This window comes from Variovorax sp. FW305-3-2-15-B-LB1 (genome assembly GCF_058787635.1).
On record NZ_JBYSZY010000020.1, the window covers coordinates 83,341 to 106,037 of the forward strand.

General features: G+C 68.6%; 22 protein-coding genes. 6 read left to right on the plus strand and 16 right to left on the minus strand.

Annotated features, from left to right (window positions below; genetic code table 11):
* Window positions 1–3: 3 nt before the first annotated feature.
* The 5 genes from AC3WQR_RS14970 to AC3WQR_RS14990 all read right to left on the minus strand — a co-directional run bounded on the left by AC3WQR_RS14970 (window position 4) and on the right by AC3WQR_RS14990 (window position 3,910).
* Window positions 4–948 carry a glutaminase gene (locus tag AC3WQR_RS14970; RefSeq protein ID WP_492742528.1) on the minus strand — a complete coding sequence of 315 codons (945 nt, stop codon included), beginning with the start codon at window positions 946–948 and terminating at the stop codon, window positions 4–6.
* A complete protein-coding gene (locus tag AC3WQR_RS14975; protein ID WP_492742529.1) occupies window positions 945–1,853 on the minus strand; it encodes a DMT family transporter in 909 nt (302 codons plus the stop codon). The genes AC3WQR_RS14970 and AC3WQR_RS14975 overlap by 4 nt, the downstream gene beginning before the upstream one ends.
* Window positions 1,854–1,935: 82 nt before the next feature.
* Entirely contained in the window at window positions 1,936–2,439 is a 504-nt protein-coding gene (locus tag AC3WQR_RS14980; RefSeq protein WP_492742530.1) for a BON domain-containing protein, read from the minus strand.
* Complete coding sequence (locus tag AC3WQR_RS14985) at window positions 2,436–2,945, minus strand: flavin reductase family protein (protein WP_354346178.1); 510 nt, start codon at window positions 2,943–2,945, stop codon at window positions 2,436–2,438. The genes AC3WQR_RS14980 and AC3WQR_RS14985 overlap by 4 nt, the downstream gene beginning before the upstream one ends.
* 50 nt (window positions 2,946–2,995) lie before the next feature.
* Window positions 2,996–3,910 (minus strand): LysR family transcriptional regulator, encoded by a 915-nt coding sequence (locus AC3WQR_RS14990; RefSeq protein ID WP_492742531.1) that lies wholly within the window; start codon window positions 3,908–3,910, stop codon window positions 2,996–2,998.
* A gap of 123 nt (window positions 3,911–4,033) precedes the next feature.
* Here AC3WQR_RS14990 and AC3WQR_RS14995 point away from each other — a divergent pair, with 123 nt between their 5' ends.
* Window positions 4,034–6,034, plus strand: a complete 2,001-nt coding sequence (locus AC3WQR_RS14995) for an alkyl/aryl-sulfatase (protein ID WP_492742532.1) — start codon at window positions 4,034–4,036, stop codon at window positions 6,032–6,034.
* A gap of 6 nt (window positions 6,035–6,040) precedes the next feature.
* On the opposite strand, the gene AC3WQR_RS15000 is transcribed toward AC3WQR_RS14995, so the two are convergent.
* The gene (locus AC3WQR_RS15000) at window positions 6,041–7,270 is read right to left on the minus strand and encodes a nucleoside recognition domain-containing protein (protein WP_062470462.1); all 1,230 of its coding nucleotides are present in this window, start codon (window positions 7,268–7,270) and stop codon (window positions 6,041–6,043) included.
* Window positions 7,271–7,366: 96 nt separating this feature from the next.
* Here AC3WQR_RS15000 and AC3WQR_RS15005 point away from each other — a divergent pair, with 96 nt between their 5' ends.
* The 3 genes from AC3WQR_RS15005 to AC3WQR_RS15015 all read left to right on the plus strand — a co-directional run bounded on the left by AC3WQR_RS15005 (window position 7,367) and on the right by AC3WQR_RS15015 (window position 10,666).
* Window positions 7,367–8,959 carry a phospholipase D family protein gene (locus AC3WQR_RS15005; RefSeq protein ID WP_390347450.1) on the plus strand — a complete coding sequence of 531 codons (1,593 nt, stop codon included), beginning with the start codon at window positions 7,367–7,369 and terminating at the stop codon, window positions 8,957–8,959.
* An 85-nt stretch (window positions 8,960–9,044) separates the two neighbouring features.
* Entirely contained in the window at window positions 9,045–10,214 is a 1,170-nt protein-coding gene (locus AC3WQR_RS15010; protein WP_070061347.1) for an ABC transporter substrate-binding protein, read from the plus strand.
* A gap of 101 nt (window positions 10,215–10,315) precedes the next feature.
* The gene (locus tag AC3WQR_RS15015; protein WP_492742533.1) at window positions 10,316–10,666 is read left to right on the plus strand and encodes a hypothetical protein; all 351 of its coding nucleotides are present in this window, start codon (window positions 10,316–10,318) and stop codon (window positions 10,664–10,666) included.
* A gap of 4 nt (window positions 10,667–10,670) precedes the next feature.
* Here AC3WQR_RS15015 and AC3WQR_RS15020 read toward each other — a convergent pair whose 3' ends face one another.
* The 8 genes from AC3WQR_RS15020 to AC3WQR_RS15055 form a co-directional block, all read right to left on the minus strand.
* Window positions 10,671–11,399, minus strand: coding sequence for an ABC transporter ATP-binding protein (locus AC3WQR_RS15020; RefSeq protein ID WP_487850448.1), 729 nt, complete (start codon window positions 11,397–11,399; stop codon window positions 10,671–10,673).
* Window positions 11,392–12,168, minus strand: coding sequence for an ABC transporter ATP-binding protein (locus AC3WQR_RS15025; RefSeq protein WP_492742534.1), 777 nt, complete (start codon window positions 12,166–12,168; stop codon window positions 11,392–11,394). Before AC3WQR_RS15025 ends, AC3WQR_RS15020 begins: the two co-directional genes overlap by 8 nt.
* The gene (locus AC3WQR_RS15030; RefSeq protein ID WP_307696760.1) at window positions 12,165–13,127 is read right to left on the minus strand and encodes a branched-chain amino acid ABC transporter permease; all 963 of its coding nucleotides are present in this window, start codon (window positions 13,125–13,127) and stop codon (window positions 12,165–12,167) included. The genes AC3WQR_RS15025 and AC3WQR_RS15030 overlap by 4 nt, the downstream gene beginning before the upstream one ends.
* A complete protein-coding gene (locus tag AC3WQR_RS15035; RefSeq protein ID WP_062470478.1) occupies window positions 13,124–13,984 on the minus strand; it encodes a branched-chain amino acid ABC transporter permease in 861 nt (286 codons plus the stop codon). Before AC3WQR_RS15035 ends, AC3WQR_RS15030 begins: the two co-directional genes overlap by 4 nt.
* A gap of 36 nt (window positions 13,985–14,020) precedes the next feature.
* Window positions 14,021–15,223 (minus strand): ABC transporter substrate-binding protein, encoded by a 1,203-nt coding sequence (locus tag AC3WQR_RS15040; protein ID WP_492742535.1) that lies wholly within the window; start codon window positions 15,221–15,223, stop codon window positions 14,021–14,023.
* Window positions 15,224–15,320: 97 nt separating this feature from the next.
* Window positions 15,321–15,644: a 2Fe-2S iron-sulfur cluster-binding protein gene (locus AC3WQR_RS15045; RefSeq protein WP_492738571.1), complete on the minus strand. Its 324-nt coding sequence runs from the start codon at window positions 15,642–15,644 to the stop codon at window positions 15,321–15,323.
* Between the two features lie 11 nt (window positions 15,645–15,655).
* Window positions 15,656–17,101 (minus strand): glutamine synthetase family protein, encoded by a 1,446-nt coding sequence (locus AC3WQR_RS15050; protein ID WP_492742536.1) that lies wholly within the window; start codon window positions 17,099–17,101, stop codon window positions 15,656–15,658.
* Between the two features lie 9 nt (window positions 17,102–17,110).
* Complete coding sequence (locus AC3WQR_RS15055; RefSeq protein WP_492742537.1) at window positions 17,111–18,451, minus strand: aromatic ring-hydroxylating dioxygenase subunit alpha; 1,341 nt, start codon at window positions 18,449–18,451, stop codon at window positions 17,111–17,113.
* Window positions 18,452–18,748: 297 nt separating this feature from the next.
* Here AC3WQR_RS15055 and AC3WQR_RS15060 point away from each other — a divergent pair, with 297 nt between their 5' ends.
* Window positions 18,749–19,483, plus strand: a complete 735-nt coding sequence (locus AC3WQR_RS15060) for a GntR family transcriptional regulator (RefSeq protein WP_062470492.1) — start codon at window positions 18,749–18,751, stop codon at window positions 19,481–19,483.
* Between the two features lie 16 nt (window positions 19,484–19,499).
* Here the strand turns inward: AC3WQR_RS15060 and AC3WQR_RS15065 are convergent, their stop codons facing one another.
* Both AC3WQR_RS15065 and AC3WQR_RS15070 read right to left on the minus strand, forming a co-directional pair.
* A complete protein-coding gene (locus AC3WQR_RS15065) occupies window positions 19,500–20,306 on the minus strand; it encodes a metallophosphoesterase (RefSeq protein WP_492742538.1) in 807 nt (268 codons plus the stop codon).
* Between the two features lie 353 nt (window positions 20,307–20,659).
* Window positions 20,660–21,631: a LysR family transcriptional regulator gene (locus AC3WQR_RS15070; protein WP_062470498.1), complete on the minus strand. Its 972-nt coding sequence runs from the start codon at window positions 21,629–21,631 to the stop codon at window positions 20,660–20,662.
* 123 nt (window positions 21,632–21,754) lie between these two features.
* On the opposite strand from AC3WQR_RS15070, the gene AC3WQR_RS15075 reads away from it, so the two are divergent.
* Entirely contained in the window at window positions 21,755–22,297 is a 543-nt protein-coding gene (locus AC3WQR_RS15075) for a hypothetical protein (RefSeq protein WP_492742539.1), read from the plus strand.
* Window positions 22,298–22,697 lie beyond the last annotated feature (400 nt).

Consider the following 22,697-nt stretch of genomic DNA (forward strand, 5'->3'; position numbering starts at 1 on the left):
GCGTCAGAACACCGACAGCCCGGTGCGCGCCACGAACAGCTCCAGCGCCTTCATGCCCAGCAGCGAGTTGCCGGTGGCATCGAGCGCCGGCGACCACACGCACAGCGTGAGCTGGTCGGGCACCACCGCGACGATGCCGCCGCCCACGCCGCTCTTGCAGGGCAGGCCGATCGAAAAGGCCACGTCGCCGGCCGCGTCGTAGGTGCCGCAGGTGAGCATCAGCGAATTGATGCGGCGTGTCTGGCGCTCGCCGGTGACCTCGGGCTCGCCGGGGATCGGGTGCGCGCCGTCGCGGCACAGGAAGGCGGCGGCGCGCGCGAGCTGGCGGCAGCTCATGCGCAGCGCGCACTGGTGGAAATAGGTGTCGAGCACCTCGGCCACGTCGTTGTCGATCTTGCCGAAGCTCTTCATGAAGTTGGCCAGCGCCACGTTGCGAAAGCCCGTGTCGGCCTCCGACTGCGCCACCTCGCCGTCGAAGTCGATGCGCTCGCCGCACAGGCTGGTCATGAGCGCGAGGATGTCGGCCTTGGCGCTGCCGCCCCTGGCCTTGGCTTGGCTCACGAGCCGGTCGGCCACCGCGATGGCGCCGGCATTGATGAAGGGGTTGCGCGGCTTGCCTTGTTCGTTCTCCAGCTGCACCAGCGAGTTGAAGGGGTTGCCCGAGGGCTCGCGCCCGATGCGCTCCCATAGCGCGTCGCCCATGCGCTGCATGGCGAGCGTGAGCGTGAAGAGCTTGGACACGCTTTGAATGGAGAAGGGCGTCTCGAAGTCGCCCGCGCCGGCTTCCTCGCCGTCGCAGGTGCGCAGCGCGATGCCGAACTGCCGCGCATCGACGCGCGCCAGCGCCGGGATGTAGCTGGCCACGGTGCCGCCCTGGCCGAGCTGCAGGCGCAGGGTGGCGACGATCTCGTCGAGGACGGGCTGGAACCGGTGGAGTTTCTTGCTCATGCGGGGCGTTGTACCGCAGGCCGCCGGTTCACCAGCACGATGCCCAGCGCCACGCCGATCAGCGCCACCACCAGCTGCAGCGTGAGCGGCTCCTTCAGCAGCGCCACGCCGAAGATCAGCGCGAACAGCGGCGTGAGAAAGGTGAAGGACGACATCTGCGTCGCCGGGTAGTGCCGCAGCAGCCACATCCACGTGAGGTAGCTGGCGAAGGCGCCGACCACCGTCTGCAGGCCGATGGAGGTCCAGGCCCAGGCGGAGTACGAGAAGCCCCAGGTTTCGCCCAGCGCGAGCGACAGCAGGGGGCACACGGCGGCGGTCACGGCCACTTGGTAGAACAGCGTCTTCTCGGCGCTGGCCGTGGCCAGGCGCGTGGTGCGCAGCGTGAGCGTGGTCAGGCCCCAGAGCATGCCGGCCGCCAGCGCCATGCCGTCGCCGATGAGCTGCGACGAGCTCATGTGGCCGAAGCCTTCGCTGAAGGCCAGCACCACGCCCGCGAAGGCGATGAACAGGCCCAGCCACTGGAAGCCGCGCAGCCGCTCGGCCGGCACCCAGCGCGGCAGCAGCAGCGAGACCCAGAACGGGGCCGTGTAGAGGAACACCGTGAGCCGCGAAGCGCTGGTGTGCTGCAGCCCCAGGTAGATGCCGGCGAACTCGCCCGCGAACAGCAGGCCGGCCAGCAGCCCGGGCCACAGCGTGCCGTCGCGCTCGAACAGCGGCACGCGCCGCACCACGCACCACAGCCACAGGAGCACGACCGCGCCGACCATGCGCACCGTGGCCTGCCACAGCGGCGGCACCTCGGTCACGGTGGTCTTGATGAGGATCTGCTGCAGGCCCCAGAACGCGCAGCAGACGATGAGCAGGCCGATGGCCAGGGAGTCGAGGTGGGTCTTGCGCTGGATCATTCGCGGTCAATCGGTGGCGGCACGGGCCGCGGAATTCATCCGATGATCGTATCGCGCCGGCGAAGAACCCGTGCGGCGCCGCTCAGTGCCCGGCCAGCGGGTAGGGCGGCTTGCCGCGCGTGCCCACCATCAGGTCGGGCACCACGGTCTCGACGTCGGCCACGGTGCGCGCCGCGCGTTCGAGCTTGCGGGCCAGCGCCGCGTTGGGCACGCAGCCCTGCAGGTAGACCCAGCGGCGCTGCACCGTGACCCACACGCTGCCGCGGCGCACGCCGGGCACCGCGAGCAGCGCGGCACGCACCTTCGGCGCGAGGGGCTTGTCGTAGCGGTAGGCGTTGCTGTCGGTGCACTTGCCGGCGAGCCAGCAGCTGGTGCCGCGCTCCAGCCGCGAGTGGGTCTGCGCGCGGCGTTCCTCGGCGGTGTAGTAGGGGCCCTGCGGCATGGGGCAGGCCGGCAGGCCCGCGGCGACCTGGAAGAAGGGGTCGTCGAACCAGTTCTGCCGCAGCGGCGATGGCTCAGTGGTGCCCTGCGCCGTGGCGATCCGCGCGGCGAGCAGCAGGACGGCCAGCAGCGCGGGGTGTTTCACAACGGGTGCTCGGTGTAGAAGCGCCCGCCGTGGAACAGCAGCGGCGAGGCGTCGGGGTCGTGCGTGCAGCGCTCCACCTCGCCCACGAAGATCACGTGGTCGCCTTCGTCGTAGCGGCTGCGGTTGAAGCACTCGAAGCTCGCCGCCGCGCCCTGCAGCACCGGCGCGCCGCCCAGGCCGTCGGTGTAGGCCACGTCGGCCCAGCGGTCGATGTTCTTGGTGGCGAAGCGCTCCGCCAGCGCCTTCTGGTTGGCGGCCAGGATGTTGACCGCGTAGTGCGAGCCGGCGCGCAGCGCCGACATCGACGCGGCCGCGCGCGCCAGGCTCCACAGCACCAGCGGCGGCGCGAGCGACACCGAGTTGAACGAGTTGGCCGTGAGGCCGACCAGGCTGCCGTCGGCCGCGCGTGCGGTGACGATGGTCACGCCGGTGGCGAACATGCCGAGTGCCTTGCGGAATTCGCCGGGCGAGAAGGAGGGGGGCTGGGCCCGGCGGGAGGTGGTCACGGGAGAACGGACGGCAAGGCGGTGAACGGCGGAGAAGGGGCCATTTTGGCTCAGGCTCTGGCGGGCTGCTGAACCGGCCCGAGCAACTCGGTCACCAGCCGGGTATAGACCGTGGCGGCCGCCGAGGGCGTGCGGCCCGCCAGCGTCACCAGGCTGTAGTGGGTGCGCATGCGCGACAGGCCCGCCACCGGCAGCGGCGCGAGCGCGGCGGTCTCGGGCGCGAGGCCGGGCGCGTGGGGCGCGAGGATCACCGCGTGGGCCGTGAGCGCGAGGTGCCGCAGCGTGTCGGCGTCGTCGCAGGTCACGTTGAACACGCCGCGGTCGGTGCGGCGGATCTGCCGGTCGAAATGCGCGGCCACCTCGGCCGGCAGGTTGGGGCCGGCCACCGGGTAGTCCATGAGCTGCTCGAGCGTGACCGGCGCCGGCTGCTTGAGCAACGGATGCCGGGGCCGCACGAAGAAGGACACCGGCACGTTGGGCAGCCGCGCCAGCTTCAGGCCGGGCTGCTTCTTCAGGTCGCGGGTGTCTGCAATGAACAGGTCGATCTGGCGCCGGTGCAGGCGCTCGCTGAGGGTGGGGGTGTCGGCCACTTCCATGCGCATCAGCAACTGCGGGTGGCGCTGCGTCATGAGGGAGAGCGCCGCGCGCCCGAGCAGCCCGGCCGCGAACGGGCCCAGGCCCACATTGAGGCTGCCGAGCGTGAGGCCTTCGAGCTGCTGCACCTCGCGCTGGATCTGCCGCGCGTCGGCGACCAGCTCGCGGGCCCGCGCCAGCACCAGCTCGCCGGCCTGCGTGAAGCGCACGGTGCCGTAGGCGCGGTCGATGAGGCGGGCCTTCAGCGCCTGCTCCAGCGCGTCGATGCTGCGCGAGAGCGCGGGCTGCGACAGGTGCACGGCCTGCGCGGCACGCCCGAAGCTGCCTTGCTCGGCGAGGGCGATCAGGTGCTGGAGGTGGCGCAGCTGCATTTTGCGTTTTGGTTCAAAAGCAAGCGCACATTTTGCATTTGCCAAGGGGTTGAGTGGTTCCGAAAATCGGCCGCTGCCTTCCCGTGCCCCCGTCGTCCGACAGACCCCAACTCCGAGACATCGATGACCCGCATTGCTCCTGCCGCTTCTTTCGTACCCCGCCGTTTCTCCCTGGCCCTTGTCGCCTGGGCCTGCGCTTTCACCGCCACCGCGCAGCCGGTGGTGGCGCCCAAGGCGGCCGAGCCCGTCACGCTGAAGGCCAACGCCGACATGGCGAAGGCGCTGCCCTTCGCCAACAAGCAGGACTTCGAGGACGCGATGCGCGGCTTCATCGGCACCGTGCCCGACGCACTGGTGAGCGGCAGCGGCCCGCGCCCGGTCTGGAACATGAAGCCCTACGACTTCCTGAAGGCGAACGAGGCGGCCGACACGGTCAACCCGAGCCTGTGGCGGCAGGCGCAGCTCAATGCGATTCACGGGCTGTTCAAGGTGACCGACCGCGTCTACCAGGTGCGCGGCTTCGACCTGGCGAACGTCACCATCGTCGAAGGCGACACCTCGCTGATCGTGATCGACCCGTTGCTGGCCGCCGAGACCGCGCGCGCCGCGCTCGAGCTGTACTACCAGCACCGCCCGAAGAAGCCGGTCGGCACGGTGATCTACACGCACGGCCACGCCGACCACTTCGGCGGCGTGAAGGGCGTGGTCAGCGAGGCCGATGTGGCCGCGGGCAAGGTGCAGGTGATCGCGCCTTCGGGCTTCATGGAATCGGCGGTGGCCGAGAACATCCTGGCGGGCAACGCGATGAACCGGCGCTCGCAGTACCAGTTCGGCACGCTGCTGCCGCCGGGCGCGCGCGGGCAGGTCGACACAGGGCTGGGCAAGGCGCTGGCGCGCGGCAGCGTGACGCTGATCGCGCCCACCTCGACCATCGAGAAGACCACCGAGGAGCGCACCATCGACGGCGTGCAGATCGTGTTCCAGCTGGTGCCGGGCTCGGAGGCGCCGTCCGAGATGCTCATGTACCTGCCGCAGTTTCGCGTGCTCAACATGGCCGAGGACGTGACGCACAACATGCACAACCTGTACACGATCCGCGGCGCCGAGGTGCGCGACGGCAACCTGTGGGCCAAGTACATCGACGAGGCCCGCGTGGCCTTCGGCGACAAGACCGACGTGCTCATCGCGCAGCACCACTGGCCCACCACGGGGCGCGAACGCATCGTCGACCTGCTGAAGAAGCAGCGCGACATGTACAAGTTCATCAACGACCAGTCGCTGCGCCTGCTGAACCACGGCTACACGGCGTCCGAGATCGCCGAGACGCTGCGCATGCCCGCGAGCCTGGAGCAGGAATGGTCCACGCGCGGCTACTACGGCACGCTGCGCCACAACGCGAAGGCGGTCTACCAGAAGTACCTGGGCTGGTACGACGCCAACCCGGCCAACCTGAACCCGCTCCCGCCGGTGGCGCAGGCGAAGAAGACGGTCGAGTACATGGGCGGGGCCGACGCGGTGGTGGCGCGCGCCCGCGAAGATTTCAAGAAGGGCGAGTACCGCTGGGTGGCCAGCGCGATGAGCCAGGTGGTGTACGCCGACCCGGCGAACCGCGCGGCACGCGAACTCGGCGCCGACGCGCTCGAACAGATGGGCTACCAGTCGGAGGCGGGCACGTGGCGCAGCGCCTACCTGGTGGGCGCGATGGAACTGCGCAACGGCGTGCCGAAGATCCCGGGCGGCAGCAGCGCGAACGGCGACACGCTGAAGGCGGTGAGCAACGAGCTCTTCTTCGACTTCCTCGGCGTGCGGCTCGACGCGGCCAAGGCCGAGGGCAAGACGATGGTGGTCAACTGGAACTTCACCGATTCGAACCAGAAGTTCGTGCTGACACTGGAGAACTCGGCGCTCACGCATGTGAAGAACCTGCAGGCGGCGGGCGCGGATGCCACGGTCACATTGAGCCGGGCAACGCTCGACGCGATCACCCTGAAGCAGACGACCTTTCCGGAGGCCGTGCAGTCGGGGCTCGTGAAGATCGACGGCAACCGGGCGAAGCTGGGCGAGCTGTTCGGGATGCTCGACAACTTCGACCTGATGTTCCCGGTGGTCGAGCCCCGCAAGTAAGCGGGCTCAGCCGAAGAACCAGTAGCAGACCGCAATCGCAGCCACCACCCCCGCCAGCTCCGCCAGCAAGGCACAGGCCACGGTGTGCCGGGCGCGCTGGATGCCCACCGCGCCGAAGTACACCGCCAGCACGTAGAACGTGGTCTCGGTGCTGCCCTGGATGGTGGCGGCCACCAGCGCGGGGAAGCTGTCGACGCCCTGGGTCTTCATGGTCTCGATGAGCATCGCGCGGGCCGCGCTGCCCGAGAAGGGCTTGACGAGCGCCGTCGGCATGGCGTCGACAAAGCGCGCGTCCCAGCCGCCCGCCTGCACCAGCCAGCGCAGGCCGTCGAGCGCGAAGTCGAGCGCGCCCGAGGCGCGCAGCACGCCCACCGCGCACAGCATCGCGACGAGGTAGGGGAGCAGGTGCTTCGCGATGTCGAAGCCTTCCTTCGCGCCTTCGACAAAGGCCTCGTAGACCTTGACGCGCCGGATCGCGCCGGCCGCCAGGAACACGATGATCACGCCGAACAGCGTGAGGTTGCCCAGCAGCGACGACAGCGAGGCGATGGCCGCCGCCGACAGCGTGCCCAAAAGCGCCATGAAGCCGCCCAGCAGCAGCGCGCCCGGCACCAGGTAGGCCAGCACCACCGGGTCCCACAGCCGCAGGCGCTGCACCACCGCCACCGACAGCAGGCCCACCAGCGTCGAGGCGCTCGTGGCCAGCAGGATCGGCAGGAACACCAGCGTCGGGTCGCTGGCGCCCTGCTGCGCCCGGTACATGAAGATGGTGACGGGAAGCAAGGTCAGTGACGAGGCGTTGAGCACCAGGAACAGGATCTGCGCGTTGGTGGCCGTCACGGGGTCGGGGTTCAGTCGCTGCAGCTCGCGCATGGCCTTCAGGCCGATCGGCGTGGCGGCGTTGTCCAGCCCCAGCGCGTTGGCCGCGAAGTTCATCGTGATGAGCCCGAGCGCCGGGTGCCCGGCCGGCACGCCCGGCATCAGCCGCCGGAACAGCGGCCCGAGCAGGCGCGCGAGCCATCCGACGAGGCCGGCAGTTTCCGCGATGCGCAGGAAGCCCAGCCACAGCGTGAGCGTGCCGAACAGCAGCACCATCACCTCGACGGCCAGCCGCGCCATCGCGAACAGGCTTTCGACCAGCGCCGCGAACACGGTCGGGTCGCCGCCGACGAGCCACCGTCCCAGCGCTGCGAGCGCCGCCATCCCGAAGAACCCCAGCCACAACCCATTGAGCACGCGTTTTTTCCTTCTTTTCGTTGGCTGCCGTGTGTGCCGTTGATCATAGGGCGGCATGCCGCCCCGGCCGGGCTCTGCGGCGCTACAGTGCGACCCATGGCCGCCGCCCTGTTCCGCCTTCGTCGCTTTGTCGCCCTGGTGTCGAGCGGGCTGGCCCTCGCCTGGCTCGCGGGCTGCGCCAGCCTGCCGCCGCCGCAGCCGCACCCGGTGCTCACGAACGCGATCACCGACGTGGCCGACACCGACCTGGGCCGGCTGGCCGCCCAGGACGCGCCGCAGGGCGGGGCGGCGGGGCTGTCGGGCTTCCGGTTGCTGCCCGAGGCAGCGTTCGCGTTCGATGCGCGCATCTCGCTGGCGCGGCATGCGCAGAAGTCGCTCGACGTGCAGTACTACCTGATCAGCAACGACGACGTCGGCCTGCTGTTCCTCAAGGAGCTGCGCGAGGCCGCCGCGCGCGGCGTGCGCGTGCGGCTGCTGGTGGACGACCTGTACACGGCGGGGGAGGACGAGGTGTTCAGCAGCCTCTCGGCCTTCCCGAACATCGAGGTGCGGCTGTTCAACCCGCTGCCTTCGCGCGCCGGCTCGCTGGCCGCGCGGCTGCTGTTCTCGCTGGGCGACTTCGGGCGCATCAACCACCGCATGCACAACAAGCTGCTGGTGGCCGACAACAGCTTTGCGGTCTCGGGCGGGCGCAACATCGCCAACGAGTACTTCATGCGCAGCACGGCGGCGAACTTCATCGACATGGACGTGCTCTCCAGCGGGCCGATCGTGCGCCGCATGTCCGAGGGCTTCGACCGCTACTGGAACAGCGAGCATGCCTGGCCCATCGAGCGCATCGCGCCGCGGCGCGTGCCGGTGGAAGAAGCCCAGCGGCGCTTCGACACCCTGGCGCGCGCGGCCGTGCCCGACGTGCCCATGCGCCAGCGCGACATCCTGAACAAGTCGCCGCTCGGCGAGCAGCTCACCACCGGCCGCATCGACCGCTACTGGGCCCCGGCCACGCTGTTCGTGGACGACCCCGACAAGATCACGCGCAAGGCCGAGGCGGCCTACGGCGGCAGCGTGACCGAGGGCGCGCTCGGTGTGATCCAGGCGGCGAAGCACGAGGTCAAGATCGGCTCGCCGTACTTCATTCCGGGCGCGCGTGGCATGGCGATGATGAAGGCGACCATCGAGCGCGGCGGCCGCATCACGGTGGTCACCAATTCGCTGGGCGCCACCGACGAGCCGCTGGCCTATGCGGGCTACGAGCGCTACCGCGCCGACATGCTGAAGATCGGCGTCACCATCTACGAGATCGCGCCCACGCTCACCGGGCGTTCGGGGCGCTTCGGCGACTTCGGCAAGTCGATCAGCCGGTTGCACGCCAAGCTGGCCATCGTGGACGACGAGCGCTTCTTCGTCGGCTCGATGAACCTCGACCACCGCTCGGCCGCCGTCAACACCGAGATGGGGCTGGTGATCGACAGCCCGCGGCTGGTGCAGGACTACGACAAGCTCATGAACGGCGAGCGCGTCAACCTGGGCTACCGGCTGCGGCTCGCGCCGGGCGGGCGGCGCGTGCAGTGGCTGGAATACGACGATGCCGGCGGCGACATCGTGCACGAGGACGAACCGGGCGAATTCCTCTGGCTGCGCTTCAAGAACTGGTTGCTTTTACCCATCGTGGGTGAGGAGCTGCTCTAGGGTTTGTCATGACCGATCCAGTGAGGTGCGTTACATTTCTGTTTGAAATGTGAACTTTTGTCACCGACTATTGGAGGCTTTGATCATGACCGTCCCCGTGCCGCGCGAGTCGACCGCGCCGCTTTCCACCAGCCGCCGCCGCGCTCTTTCCGGGCTGGCCGCCACGACGGCCGCCGCGGCCGGCGTCGGGCTGGGATTTCCGGCGTTCGCGCAGAACCGTGCGATCCGCATCGGGACGACCTTCGACAACAGCAGCGTCGAAAAGGCCAACGGCCAGGGGCTGTACCAGGGCTCCAGCGCGTTCTTCAACGCACTGAACAAGGCCGGCGGCATCCACGGCAGCAAGGTCGAGCTCGTGATGGCCGACGACACCTTCAAGCCCGAGGTGGCCAAGGCCAACGCGCTGGCTTTCGAAAAGGACAGCTCGGTGCTCGCGCTGGTGCACCCGCTGGGCACGCGCCAGACCGCCGAGGTGATGGACGCGGTGCCCGGCATGGCCGTGGTCGGCCCGATCACCGGCACCATCGCGCTGCGCAAGAAGACCTCGCCCAACACCTTCTGGGTGCGCGCCAACTACGACCAGGAGGTCGACAAGCTGGTGAGCACGGCCGCCGTGCTGGGCCAGACCCGCATCGGCCTCGTGCATTCGAACGACCCGCTGGGCCAGTCGGTGCTGGCGGCGTTCAAGAACGCGCTGGCCAAGGCCAAGCTGGAACCGGCGGTGATCGCCACCACGCCCAACACCACGAGCATGGAAGTGGGCCCGGCCGCCGAGGCCATCGCCAAGGCCAAGCCGCAGGTGGTGGTGGTCGGCCTGGCCGGCACGGCGCCGGTGTTCCTGAAGGCGCTGCGCGGCGCGGGCAACAGCAGCTCGGCCTACGGCCTGTCGATCACGGCCAGCGCGCTGTCGGCCATGGGCGACCTGGCACGCGGCCTGGGCTTCGTGATCGTGGTGCCGTCGCCGTACTCGACCAAGTTCGAGATCGTGCGCCGCTACCAGGCCGACATGGTGGCCAACGGCACCAAGGATTTTTCGCTCACCAGCCTGGAGGGCTACATGAACGCCGCCGTGCTGGCCGAGGGCCTGCGCCGCGCCGGCCCCGCGCCGACGCGCGCCGCCGTGCTCGGCGGCATGGCGAGCATCGAGAACTTCGACCTGGGCGGCGTGAAGATCAACTACGGCCGCTCCAACCGCGAAGGCGGCCAGTTCGTGGACGTGGCCGTGATCGGCAGCCGCGGGCAGATGCTGAGCTGATGCGGTCGAGGCGTACCGCGCGCTGCGGCGCACGGTAGCGCCTGCCGGTACGCCGGCGCACGCGCGGCCCTGTCGCGGGTCGGCGTGCTTACAGTGCGGCCATGACCCTCGAACTCATCCTGGGCCTCGGCCTGCTGGCCCTGGTGCTGCTGGACCTGGCCCTGTTCTTCCTCGTGCGCTGGGCCGTGCTGCGCGAGTACCTGGGCCCGCTGGTGGCCAGCCTCGTCTACGGCCTGTGCCTGGCCGTGCTGCCGTACTTCGTGTGGTGGGGCCTGGGCACCCACGTGCTGTTCGGCAAGGACACGACCTTCCTGGCGCCCGTGGTGGACGTCGGCCTGGCCTTCATCCTGTACACCTGCGTGTGGCTGTCGTGGGGCGTGAGCCTGATCGCCGGCGGACTGGCGTCGTGGCGTTTCTTTGTCGGTGCCCGGCGGATCGGCCTGCTGGCCTGACGGTTCAGCCGGCCGGCGCCTCGGCGATGCCGACGCCCAGCAAGCCTTCGAGCAGTTCCTTGTCGGCCGCGAGCGCCGCACTCGGGCCCGCATGCACGACGGTGCCGCGCTCCAGCACGATCGCCTGGTGCGTCATGTCCAGGGCCAGCACCGGGTGCTGCTCCACCACGATCGAGGCCAGGCCTTCCGATTCGCACAGGCGCCGGATCGCTGCCGCCAGCTCTTCCACGATGATCGGCGCGAGGCCTTCCATGGGCTCGTCGAGCAGCAGCAGCTTCGGGTTGGTCATGAGCGCGCGGCCGATGGCCAGCATCTGCTGCTCGCCGCCCGAGAGCTGGTTGCCGTAGTTGCCGCGCCGCTCGCGCAGGCGCGGAAAGAACTCGTACACGCGCTGCAAGGTCCAGCTGCCGGGGCGGGCGATCACCGTGAGGTTTTCTTCCACCGTGAGCGAGGGGAACACTTCGCGCTCCTGCGGCACCCAGCCCAGCCCCGCGCGCACGCGCTGGTGCGCGGGCCAGCGCGTGATGTCGGCGCCTTGCCAGCGGATCGCGCCCTGCATCACGCGGGTGTTGCCCATCAGCGTTTCGAGCAGCGTGGTCTTGCCCACGCCGTTGCGCCCGAGGATGGCCAGGCTTTCGCCGGGCCGCAGCGAGAAGTCGAGGCGGTCGAGGACCACGGCGTTGCCGTAGCCGGCGGTGACGCGGTCGAAGGCGAGTGCGGCGGATTCAGCCATGGTGGTGCGAGCTTCCCAGGTAGACCTCGCGCACGCGCGGGTCGGCGCCGATCTCGGCGGGCGTGCCTTCGGTGAGGATGCGCCCGCCCACCAGCACCGAGATGCGGCGCGCAAAGCGGAACACGAGCTTCATGTCGTGCTCGATGAAGAGCACGCTGATGTCGGCCGGCAGCGCCGCGATGGCTTCGAAGAGTTCGCCGCTCTCGTCCTCCGGCACGCCGGCGGCGGGCTCGTCGAGCAGCAGGATGCGGGGCTTGGCGGCGAGCGCCAGCGCGATCTCGAGCAGCCGCTGCTTGCCGTAGGCCAGCTCGGCCACGGGCACGTCGGCCAGGGCGTCGAGCTTCAGCGTGGCCAGCAGCGCATGCGCCTCGTCGAACACGGCGGTGCAGCCCTTGAGCGGCCGCCACCAGGTGGCGCCCAGCCCTTCGCGCTCGCTGATCGCGAGCACCACCGACAGCAGCGGCGTGAGGCTGGGGAACAGCGTGTTGATCTGGAAGGTGCGCGCCAGCCCCATGCGGGCGCGCTTGTCGCCGGGCAGGCGCGTGATGTCGCGCGGGCCCAGGTGGATCTGGCCGCTGGTGGGCTTGAACACGCCCGTGAGCAGGTTGATGAGCGTGGTCTTGCCGGCGCCGTTGGGGCCGATCAGCGCCTGCCGCGCACCGGGTTCGAGCGACAGGTTGACGTCGCTCACGGCCTGGAAGGCGCCGAAGCGGATGCCCAGGTTCTGCGTGCGCAGCGCGTGCGTGGTGGTTGCGGTGGTGGAACTCATCGCGCCTTCCCCGTGCGCACCACGCGCGAGAGCGCGCCCATGATCCCGCCGCGCCCGAGCATGACGGCCGCGATCAGGAAGATGCCGAGCCAGAACATCCAGTACTGCGGGTTCATGTCGGCGAACCAGTCGTGCACCAGCATGTAGACGATGGCGCCGATGAGGCCGCCATACAGCCGCCCGGTGCCGCCGAGCACGAGGATGATCAGCACTTCGGCCGAGCGGTTGAAGCTGATCGATTCGATGCCCACGAACTGCGTGGTCTGCGCCAGCAGCGCGCCCGCCACGCCGGCCACCGCGGCCGACATCGCATAGGCCATGCGCAGGCGCGCTTCCACCGGCGAGCCGATGGCCGTCATGCGCTTGCGGCTGTCGTGGATGCCGCGCAGCGCCAGGCCGAAGGGCGAGCGCAGCACCAGCCGCACGAGCAGGAACATGGCGAGCACCACGCCGAAGGCATAGCCGAACGCGGTCTTGCCGTAGAGGTCGAAGTCGAACAGGCCGAGCACCGGCGCGATCACCACGCCCTGCAGGCCGTCGGTGCCGCCCGTGATGCCCGAGAGCCGGTTGGCCAGCTCGAACAGCAGCACGCACACGCCGATGGTGATCATCAGCCGCGTGAGGTCGGCGCCGCGCACCACCAGGTAGCTCAGCACGTAGCCCAGCAGGCCGCACACGGCGAGCGCGAACGCCAGGCCGGTGAAGGGCTCGCTCCAGCCGTACTTGGCGAGCAGGCCGGCCGCGTAGGCGCCCGCGCCGAAGAAGGCGGCGTGGCCCACGGTGAGGATGCCCGCGTAGCCCAGCGCCATGTCCAGCGACACGGCGAAGAGCCCGAAGATCATGATCTGGCTCATCAGCGTGAGCTTGTCGGGCAAGAGGAAGAAGCTCGAGGCGAGCGCGAGCCAGAAGGCGATTTCGGCCACGCGCAGCTGCGCGGGGGACAGGCTCAGCGGCTTCATGCGAGCCCCTTCTTGGCGACGATGCCGTTCGGGCGCACCAGCAGCATGACGATCATGAACACGTAGATGAGAAAGGCGCCCGTTTCAGGCAGGTAGTACTTGCCCGCCACGTCGACGATGCCGACCAGCAGCGCCGCGATGAAAGGCCCGGTGACGGTGCCCGCACCGCCCACGCACACCACCATCAAAAAGTAGACGAGGTACTTGAGCGGGAACGACGGCTCCAGCCCCAGCATGCCCAGGCTCAGCGCGCCGCCCAGGCCCGCCAGGCCGCAGCCCAGCGAGAAGGTCAGGAAGAACAGGCGCTGCACGTGGATGCCGGTGCCGCCCGCCACGCGCTGGTTGTCGACGGCGGCGCGCACCATCGCGCCGTAGCGCGTCTTGCCCAGGCCCAGCAGCAGCGCGACCAGCACGGCCACGCCGCAGCCGATGAGGAACAGGCGGTAGCGGCCCACTTCGAGGCCGAGCAACGACACCTGGCCCTCGAGTGCCTTCGGCAGCGTGAAGGGCTGCATCGTCGGGCCGAAGAAGTAGGTGAACGCGGCGATCGAGACGAACACCACGCCGATCGACAGCAGCACCTGGTCCAGCGGGTGCGCGCGGTACAGCCGCCGGTAGAACACGAACTCCAGCACCGCGCCCACCACGGCCGCCGCCACGAAGGCCGCCGCCAGCGAGAGCCCGAAGCCCAGGCCCCACTGGTTCATGAGCACGCTGGCCGCGTAGCCGCCCACCATCGCGAAACTGCCGTGCGCGAGGTTGACGAAATTCATGAGTCCCATCGTGATGGACAGGCCCACGCCGATGAGAAACAGGAGCATGCCGTAGGCCACTCCATCGAAGATCACGATGCCCATGAATTTCCTGCTTGCTGCGTGCTGGCTGGCGTTGGCTTACTTGGGAGCGGCTTCCTTGGCCGGGTCCTTGACGCGCTCGAACTTGTCGAACTCCACGTTCACCAGCTGGCCGTTGGCGCGCTCGGTCTTGCGGATGTAGACGGTCTGCACGATGTCGCGCGTGGCGGCGTCGATCTCGATCGGGCCGCGCGGGCTCTCGAAGCTCAGGCCCTTGAGCGCGTCCATGAACTTGTCGCCGGCGGTGTCGCCCTTGGTCTTGGCCAGCGCCAGGTCGATGGCGGCCATGGTGTCGTAGGCGGTCACGGCGAAGTAGCTGGGGCGCAGCTTGGCGCCGTTGTCGGCGGCGAAGTCCTTCACGAACTTCTGGTTCTTGGGCGAGTTGTGCGCGAACGAGTAGTGGTGGCTGGTGACCAGGCCCAGCGCCACGTCGCCGGTGGCGTCCAGGTAGCTGTCGTCGGTGGCTTCGCCGGTGGCGAAGAGCTTGATGCCGGCTTGCTCCATGCCGCGCTCCTTCCACACCTTGAGGAAGGCCGGCGGCATCACGCCCGAGGGGAAGAAGAAGAACACGGCCTGGGGCTTGGCGTCCTTGATGCGCTGCACGTAGGCCGAGAAGTCGGGGTTGTTCATCGGCGTGCGCACCTCGCCCGAGACCTTGCCGCCGCCGGCGGTGAAGGCCTTCTTGAACGCGGTCTCGGCGTCCACGCCCGAGGCGTAGTCGGCGACCACGGTGTAGGCGTCCTTCACGCCCTGCTTGAGCATGTAGCGCGCCATCGGGTCGGTGACCTGCTGCACGGTGAACGACAGGCGCGCCACGTAGGGCGAGCTGGTGGTGATGGCCGAGGAGGCGGCGTTCATCACCAGCGTGGGGATCTTGGCCTGCGTGGCGATGGCGCCCACGGCGTAGGCGTTGGGGCTGAAGTCCAGGCCGGTGAGGATGCTCACCTTGTCGCGCACGATGAGTTCCTGCGCGATGCGCTTGGCGGCGTCGGGCGCCGGGCCGGCGGTGTCCTTCTTGATGATTTCGACGGCGCGCCCGCCCACCTTGCCGCCGTGCTCCTTCAGATAGAGCGCGATGCCGGCGTCGAACTGGCGGCCGTAGTCGGCGTAGGGGCCGGAGTAGGTCGCGATGAGGCCGATGCGCAGCGGCTCCGTGGTCTGGGCTTGAGCGGCACCCGCCATGCCGAGGCCGGCGAGCAGCAGGGTCGAGAGGAGGGTTCGCTTGGTCATCGTCGTCGTCATGAAAAAACGCCTTTCAGTGGGAGTGGAATGCGCCGCACGGGCGCCGCTGGCTTGTAACCGGATGTTGGGCAGCGGGCGATGATGCCCGACACGTTGGTCAGACCTGTGTATCGGGCACACGCACCGTGAGGCCATCGAGGGCGGCGCTCACGCTGAGCTGGCAACTCAGGCGCGAACCGGGCCGGCGCTCGGACGCGACGGCATCGAGCAGCGCGCTTTCCATGTCGTCAGGCGGCGGCAGCAGTTCGAGGAACGCGTCGTCGACGTAGACGTGGCAGGTCGCGCACGAGCAGCAGCCGCCGCACTCGGCGTCGATGCCGCGCACGTTGCCGCGGATGGCGGTCTCCATCACGCTGGCGCCGACCTTGGCGTCGACCTCGCGCGTGCTGCCGTCCTTGAGGATGTAGTGGATCGTGGGCATGAAAGAAGGGTTCAGAACATGTCGAAGTACTCGCGGTGTTCCCACTCCGAGACTTCGAGGTTGAAGCGGGCGATTTCCGCTTCCTTGATGTGGCACAGGTAGTCGACGAAGGTCTTGCCCATCTGCGTGTTGAGCATCTCGTCTTTGCGCAGGCAGGCGAGGGCGTCGCCGAGCGATCGCGGCAGTTGTTCGGCCGGTGTTTCGTAGGGCGCGTCGGCCGAGGGGCCGGGGTCGGTCTTGTTGTGGATGCCGTCCAGCCCCGAGAACAGCTGCGACGCGAGGTACAGGTACGGGTTGGCCGTCGGCTCGCCCACGCGGTTCTCGATGCGCGAGGCGTTCTGGCCCGGGCCGCCGAGCACGCGCAGCATCGCGCCGCGGTTGTCGCGGGCCCAGATCGCGCGGTCGGGCGCGAGCGAGAAGGGGCGGTAGCGGCGGTAGCCGTTGATCGTCGGGCTGGCGAGCGCGGCCGCACCGCAGGCGTGCGCCTTCAGGCCGCCGAGGTAGTGCATGCCGATCTCGCTGAGGTCGCGTCCGCCGGGCTCGGGCATGAAGGCGTTGACGCCGTCGCTCTTGCGGCGCAGCGACTGGTGCAGGTGCCAGCCGCTGGACATCACGTTCGGGATCTTCGGGCGGCACATGAAGGTGGCATGCAGGCCGGCGCGCTGGCAGATCTGCTTGATGGCGCTGCGCAGCAGCACCATGGTGTCGGCGGGCGTCACGCCGGCCGTGGGGCCGAAGGTGAGCTCGAACTGGCTCGGGCCGAACTCGATCTCCAGCGAGCGCAGCGGCAGGCCGAGCGCCACGAGCTGCGAGCGCAGCAGTTCCATGAGGCCGTCGACGCGGTCGTAGCGCAGCTCGGTCAGGTACTGGTGGCCATGCGAGAGCAGCGACACGCGCGGCGGTTCGCCGGGCTGGCCCGAGTCGCCCAGGCCCATGCGCGCGTCTTCGAGCTTGAAGACGTGGAACTCGACCTCGAGGCCGGCGATGAAGTCCAGCCCGAGCTCGTCGAGCTGCGTCACCGCGCGCTGCAGGATCTGCCGCGTGGCGAAGGGGCAGGGCCGGCCGTCGGCCATGTAGGCGTCGCACAGGATCCAGCCGGTGCGCGGCGCCCAGGGCAGCACCTTGAAGGTGGCGGGGTCGGCCACGATGGTGAAGTCGGCGCCGCCCTGCAGGCCCTCGATGGCGAAGCCGCCGCCCTGCGTGAACACGGGGAACACGGTCTTGTGCGAGGTGTCCTTGGCCAGCAGGGTGGAGGTGAGGTTCACGCCCTCCCACAGGGCCGAGCGCGCCTCGCCCGCGACCAGGGTCTTGCCGCGCAGCAGGCCGTGCTGGTCGGGCCAGGCGAAGCGGACGGTGTCCACCTCGCCGCTGTCGATGCGGCGCACGAGTTCGCGCGCCTGCGCATGCTGGTCGGGCGACCAGAGACCGAAGCGGTCGACGAAGGTGTGGCTGTTCATGGCGCGTGCTCAGGCAGCGGCAGCGGCCAGGCGTGCGGACGCCCAGTCGGACTTCAGGCGGCGCGCGCGGTCGGCGTCCTGCCAGTAGGCCTCGGTGGCGGCTTCGTCGACCACCTTGCCGATGCCGTCGATCGACGGCGGGCCGGTCATGGCGCTGGCCTGGGCGGCGTCGATGAGCATCGGCGCGGTTTCGCCGGCGAGCGTGGCCTCGATGGCCTTCACCAGCACGCGGCGGTAGGCAATGATGCCCTTGTCGGTGCTGCCCAGGTGCTCGCGCGTGCGGTCCTGGATGGCGCCTTGCGATTCCACCGCCCATTGGTCGTGCACGTTGATGTCGTCGCCCATGCCGGTGTAGGTCTCGGTCAGCTGTTCTTCGATGCTGAAGCCGTAGTTGTTGCGCTTGTTCTTGCGCGAGGTGTAGTCGGGCAGCTCGTACAGCTTCAGGCGCTGGTCGCGCATCTGCTGTTTGTCGACCGGGCCGGTGAAGCTGGTGAACACGGCATACCAGTAGCAGTGCGTGTCGTCCACGGGCACGTGCCATTGCGAGATGGTCATCTCGGCGCTCATCGGGATCACGAAGGCCTGCGGGAACACCACGTTGGTCACGCGCACGTGGGTGGTGTCTTCGGAGAGCTTGCGCAGCGCCTTCAGGCGGAAGCCGTAGTCGGTGGGCTCCACGCTGATGTCGGGGCGGTCGTACTCGCGCAGCACCTTGGTGATGGGCATGTCGGAGTCGGCCGAGGCGCCGCGGAACTGCTTGCCGTAGCTCTCGGAGGTGTCTTCGTCCTCGAAGAAGCGGTGCAGGTACGAGGCGTGCGCGGGGTCGATGCCCACTTCAAGCGCCTGCAGCCAGTTGCATTCGAAGAGGCCCTTGAACGCGAAGGTGTGGCTGTCGGGCGCGACGAAGCAGTCGAAGTCGGGGAAGGCCGGGGGCTCGCCCTCGCCGATGTATGCGAAGACGATGCCGGCCTTCTCGACCACCGGGTAGGCCGACTGCTTGATGCGGCTGCACAGCTTGCTGGTGGCGGGTTCGGCCGGGGTCTCCAGGCAGTTGCCCTTGGCGTCGAACAGCCAGCCGTGGAAGGCGCAGCGGATGCCGCCGTTTTCCAGCCGGCCGAAGGCCAGGTCGGCACCGCGGTGCGGGCAGTCGCGGTCGAGCATGCCGAGCTGGCCGCTCTCGTCGCGGAACAGCACGAAGTCCTGGCCCATGAGCTTCACGGGCTTGACCGGGCGCGGACCCGCCAGTTCGTCGGCCAGGGCCACCGGCTGCCAGTAGCGGCGCAGCAGCTTGCCGGCGGGCGCGCCGGGTCCGACGCGGGTGATGAAATCGTTTTGCTCGGCGCTGATCATCGTGCGGGCTCCATCGAGAGGTCTTTGTCAGAAGGCCTGCAGGCATTGCATGCAGTTGTATGCATTGTCTTGGTGATTTTTGACAAAGGTCAAACTTTCATCGGCCGATTTGCCCTGTTTTGGGGCTTGAACCGGTCATATATAGGGTTAACTCTGAGGTGGTTGTGTGTTTTTGACACACTTCTGTTTGCAGTGCATGCAACAACCGCGCCCGTTTGGCTATGCTGCGTGCAGTGGCGGGCGGGTCTCCTAGAATCCGCCCATTCATCCCTCTCCTTGTTGCCCTGGCGCCTACCGATGGACTCCCAACAATCCCGCGTGCTCGTGCAACTGCGCGACCTGATCCTCAAGGGCGAATTCGTGCCCGGAGAGCGGCTGGCCGAGATCCCGCTGGCCGAGAAGCTCGGGGCCTCGCGCACGCCGGTGCGCCTGGCGCTGGCCAGCCTCGAGCACGAAGGGCTCATCGAGCAGTCGCCCAGCGGCGGCTACCAGATGCGCCGCTTCACCTCGCAGGAAGTGGCCGACGCCATCCGCGTGCGGGGTGTGATCGAAGGCTTTGCCGCCCGCCTGCTGGCGGAAGACGGCGTGTCGCGCCAGCTGCTGCGCGACCTGAAGGACTGCCTGGAAGATGGTGACCGCGCCGTCAACAAGCCCAGCATGGAGATCGACGACTACGCGGCCTACGTCGAGATGAACGACCGCTTCCACCGGCTGATCCTCGAAGGCTGCGGCAACCTCGCGCTCAAGCGCGTGATGGACATGCTCGGCGGCCAGCCCTTCGCCGCACCCAGCGCGATGCTGCCCATGCAGTCGTCGATGGAGGAGGGCCAGCAGTGGATGCGCCAGGCGCACCGCACGCACCACGCGATGGTGCAGGCCATCGAGCGCGGCCAGGGCTCGCGCGCCCAGGCGCTCGGTGAGGAGCACGTCGAGATCGCGCGCATGAATCTCGACTACGCGCTGGAGCGGCCCGAACTCGCGGCCGAGCTCATGCCGGGCATCCGGCTCGTGGCCAAGGGGCGCACCGCCTGAGCGGCGAAACGGCCGGTCAGCGGATTTCGATCAGCAGCTGGGGCTGGTAGCCCTCTTGCTCGCCGTTGCTTCGGTAGCCCAGCGGATTGGCGACCACGCGGCAGCCGTCCTTCACATAGTCGAACGGGCAATGCAGGTGGCCGTGCAGCCATAGCTGCGCATGCGGCAGCAGCTCGTCGAGCGAATTGCAGAAACCCGCGGTGCCGGGCGTGAGCCCATAGCGGGGATCGGCGCTCGCGAGGCTGGGCGCGAAATGGGTGATGGCCACCGTCGTGCCGTCGTAGGGCTGGGCCAGCGCATCACGCAACCAGGTCTGGCAGGTGAGCGCTTGCTCTCTCATTTCGGCAGCCATGAAGGGCTTGCCGTTGCGCGTGCCGGCCATCTTCTCCAGGTAGAAATCGGCCGCGCGCATCGCCTTGCCGCGCTTCTTGAGCGCCTCGGCGAGGCCGTCGCGGGGCTCGACCAGCGCGTCGAAATCGGCCCACAGCGTGGTGCCGATGAAGCGGATGCCTTCGATGACCAGCGTCTCGCGCTCCAGCCAGAGGATGCCGAGCTCGTCGCACAGCGCCCGCAGGCGCGCATGCGTCGCGTCGAAGTCGAGGTTGTCGTACTCATGGTTGCCCGGCACGTAGACCACTGGCGTCGGCCAGCCCTTGCGTGGCGAGAAGCGGCCCAGGCCGAAGTCGGTGTCCGCCAGGCGGGAGCCTTCCTGGTAGGAGCCGATGTCGCCCCCGAGCACCAGCAGGTCGGCGCCCGGGATGGGGTCGGCATGAAAGTTGGGGTGGGATTCCAGGTGGAGGTCGGAGAGCAGTTGCAGCTTCATCGTCGGGTCAGTCTAGGTGAATCGCACTATGCGTGAGATGCATAACCTAGGGCTTGCTTTGCTAGGGATTACCCTTAATCTACATCCATCGTTAATCAACCCCGTCGCAGCCACAAGCCGCGCACCGTCATGTTCAGTCTTCTTGCCCAAGTGGCCCGTTTCTTCCGTTCGTCGCCGAGCCAGACCCCCGCCAGCCACGCTGCCGCGCTGATGGAAAGCGCCGACAGCCGTGCCGGTCGCGGTGCGCACCACGCGCAAGAACTGCGTGCAGCGGCTTCCGCCTGGCTCAGCGTCGTCAGGTAATTCGCTGACGCGCGCCGCCCCGTGCGGCGCACCCGGGATCCAAGGGCAGGTCACGCCTGTCCGTGGACCGAGCCCGCGAACGCCGCGGCCGCCGAGCGCAACAGCGCCGTACGCAGCCACTCGTGCGAATGCCCATGCTGGGCGCGCCGGTGCCAGATGGCATCCACATGCACCGGCGGCTGGTCGAAGGGCAGGTCCCGCACCACCAGTTGATTCTCGATGCCCGTCACGCTCACGAAGTGACGCGGCAGCACCGCCAGCAGGTCCGAATTCGCGACCACGCGCCCGGCGGTGAAGAACTGGTTCACCGTCACCGCGATCCGCCGCTCGCGTCCCATGGCGCCCAGCGTCTGGTCGATGAAGCCGTACGGCCGCCCCGAAAAACTCACCAGCAGGTGCCGTGCCGTGCAGTAGCTGTCGAGCGTCAGCGGTGCGCTGGCCAGCGGATGGCCGCGTCGCATCACGCATACATATTGGCCCAGGTAGAGCCGCTGGGTCTCGAACGGCACCCCCACCCCCGACTGGCCGCGCGCCGCCAGGCTCGCGATCACGGCGGGAAAGTAGCCGATCGCCATGTCGACTTCTTCGTGCTCCAGCATGCGGCGCGGGTCGCGCGTGGTCAGCGGCAGCACGCGCAGCGAGATGGCCGGGGCTTCTTCTTCCGCAATCTTCACCAGGCCCGGCATGAGTTCGGCGGCCGTGGCGTCGGCCATGGCCAGCAGGAAGGTCGTGTCGGCGGTGCCGGCATCGAACTCGCCGGGCGCCAGCGTGTGCTGCAGCTGGCGCAAGGCGTCGCGCACCGTCGGCCAGAGGGCTTGCGCGCGCGGCGTGGGTTCCACGCCCGCACCGGAACGCCGCACCAGCTCGTCGCCCAGCAACTCGCGCAGGCGGCGCAGCGAGTTGCTCACGGCCGGCTGTGTGATCGCGAGGTTGCGGGCGGCGCGCGTGAGGTTGCGCTCTGCCATCACCTCGTCGAAGACGCGCAGCAGGTTGAGATCGAATGTGCGGAAATTGACGTCCATCAGCGATATGAATGATAAACATCAGAAAGATAAAGTGGCGGAACACTGGGGTAATCCCTAATATCAGGGCATCGGCCTTGTTCGCCACCACTGATTACCACTTATCCCCAGGAGGGATGCATCATGACCAGCTTTGTCCACGTTGACCAACCCACCGAACATCCCGGCGTCCGTCGCGCCGAAGTTCTCTTCGGCCAGATCCAGGCCGCCCGTGCCGGCGCCCACGGCGCCCGTCCTCTGATTGCACTGTTCGTGCTGGCCTTCGCGGCCGCCGTGCTCGTGGTCGCCGACAAGATCGTCTCCAGCTGGGACGAAGGCGCACTGCTCGCCGCATGGACCGTGTTCTGCGTCGCCGCCATCGCCTTGTTCGCACTCTTCGTCGGCTCGGTCCGCAAGAGCAGCCTGGCCACCCTGTGGCGCGAAGCTGCAGAGCGCCGTGCGCAAGCGCGTGCAGACGCCCGCTTCCTGGCGACCGCCCAGAGCGATCCGCGCATCATGCAAGAGCTGCAAGCCGCGGTGTGGCGTCAGCAGTCGGACGACGTCGTGTCGGTCGAAGCCGTCGCCAAGGTCGACGCACTGGCTCGCATGAACCGTCGTTCGCAAGAAGTCCGCATGCCCACGCTGTACGAAGCGATGCGCCGCATGAACAGCTCGCGCTATTACTAAGCAAGGCTGGGCCGGGCGCTGAGCGGCCGGCTGTAGTTGAGTTGGTTCAAAGGCCCGTCGGACGTATGTCCGACGGGCCTTTTTCATTGGTGGCTGAGCCGATGCAGGTTGGTGAATGTATCTGCTGTCATGGGGGTGCTGCGGGAGTTGCTCGATGGCGCCCTAGTTGGGGGGGCGTACGCCTCTATATATAAGGGGGCGAATGGAGTCGCGCCTGGGGAGCGCAGTGAGATCAAGCGACGCGGCAAGCTGTGGAGCGGTCTCACTGCAAGATTCTTTTCATCTCGTGTTGGCTTCGGCACCCAAAATGACATACACTGGCAGGCTTCGCTGCTGAATACCTCTGGTTTTCGAAGCGACTGGTGCTCTCAGGGGCGCTGGTTGTGGGTGGTGAAGAAAG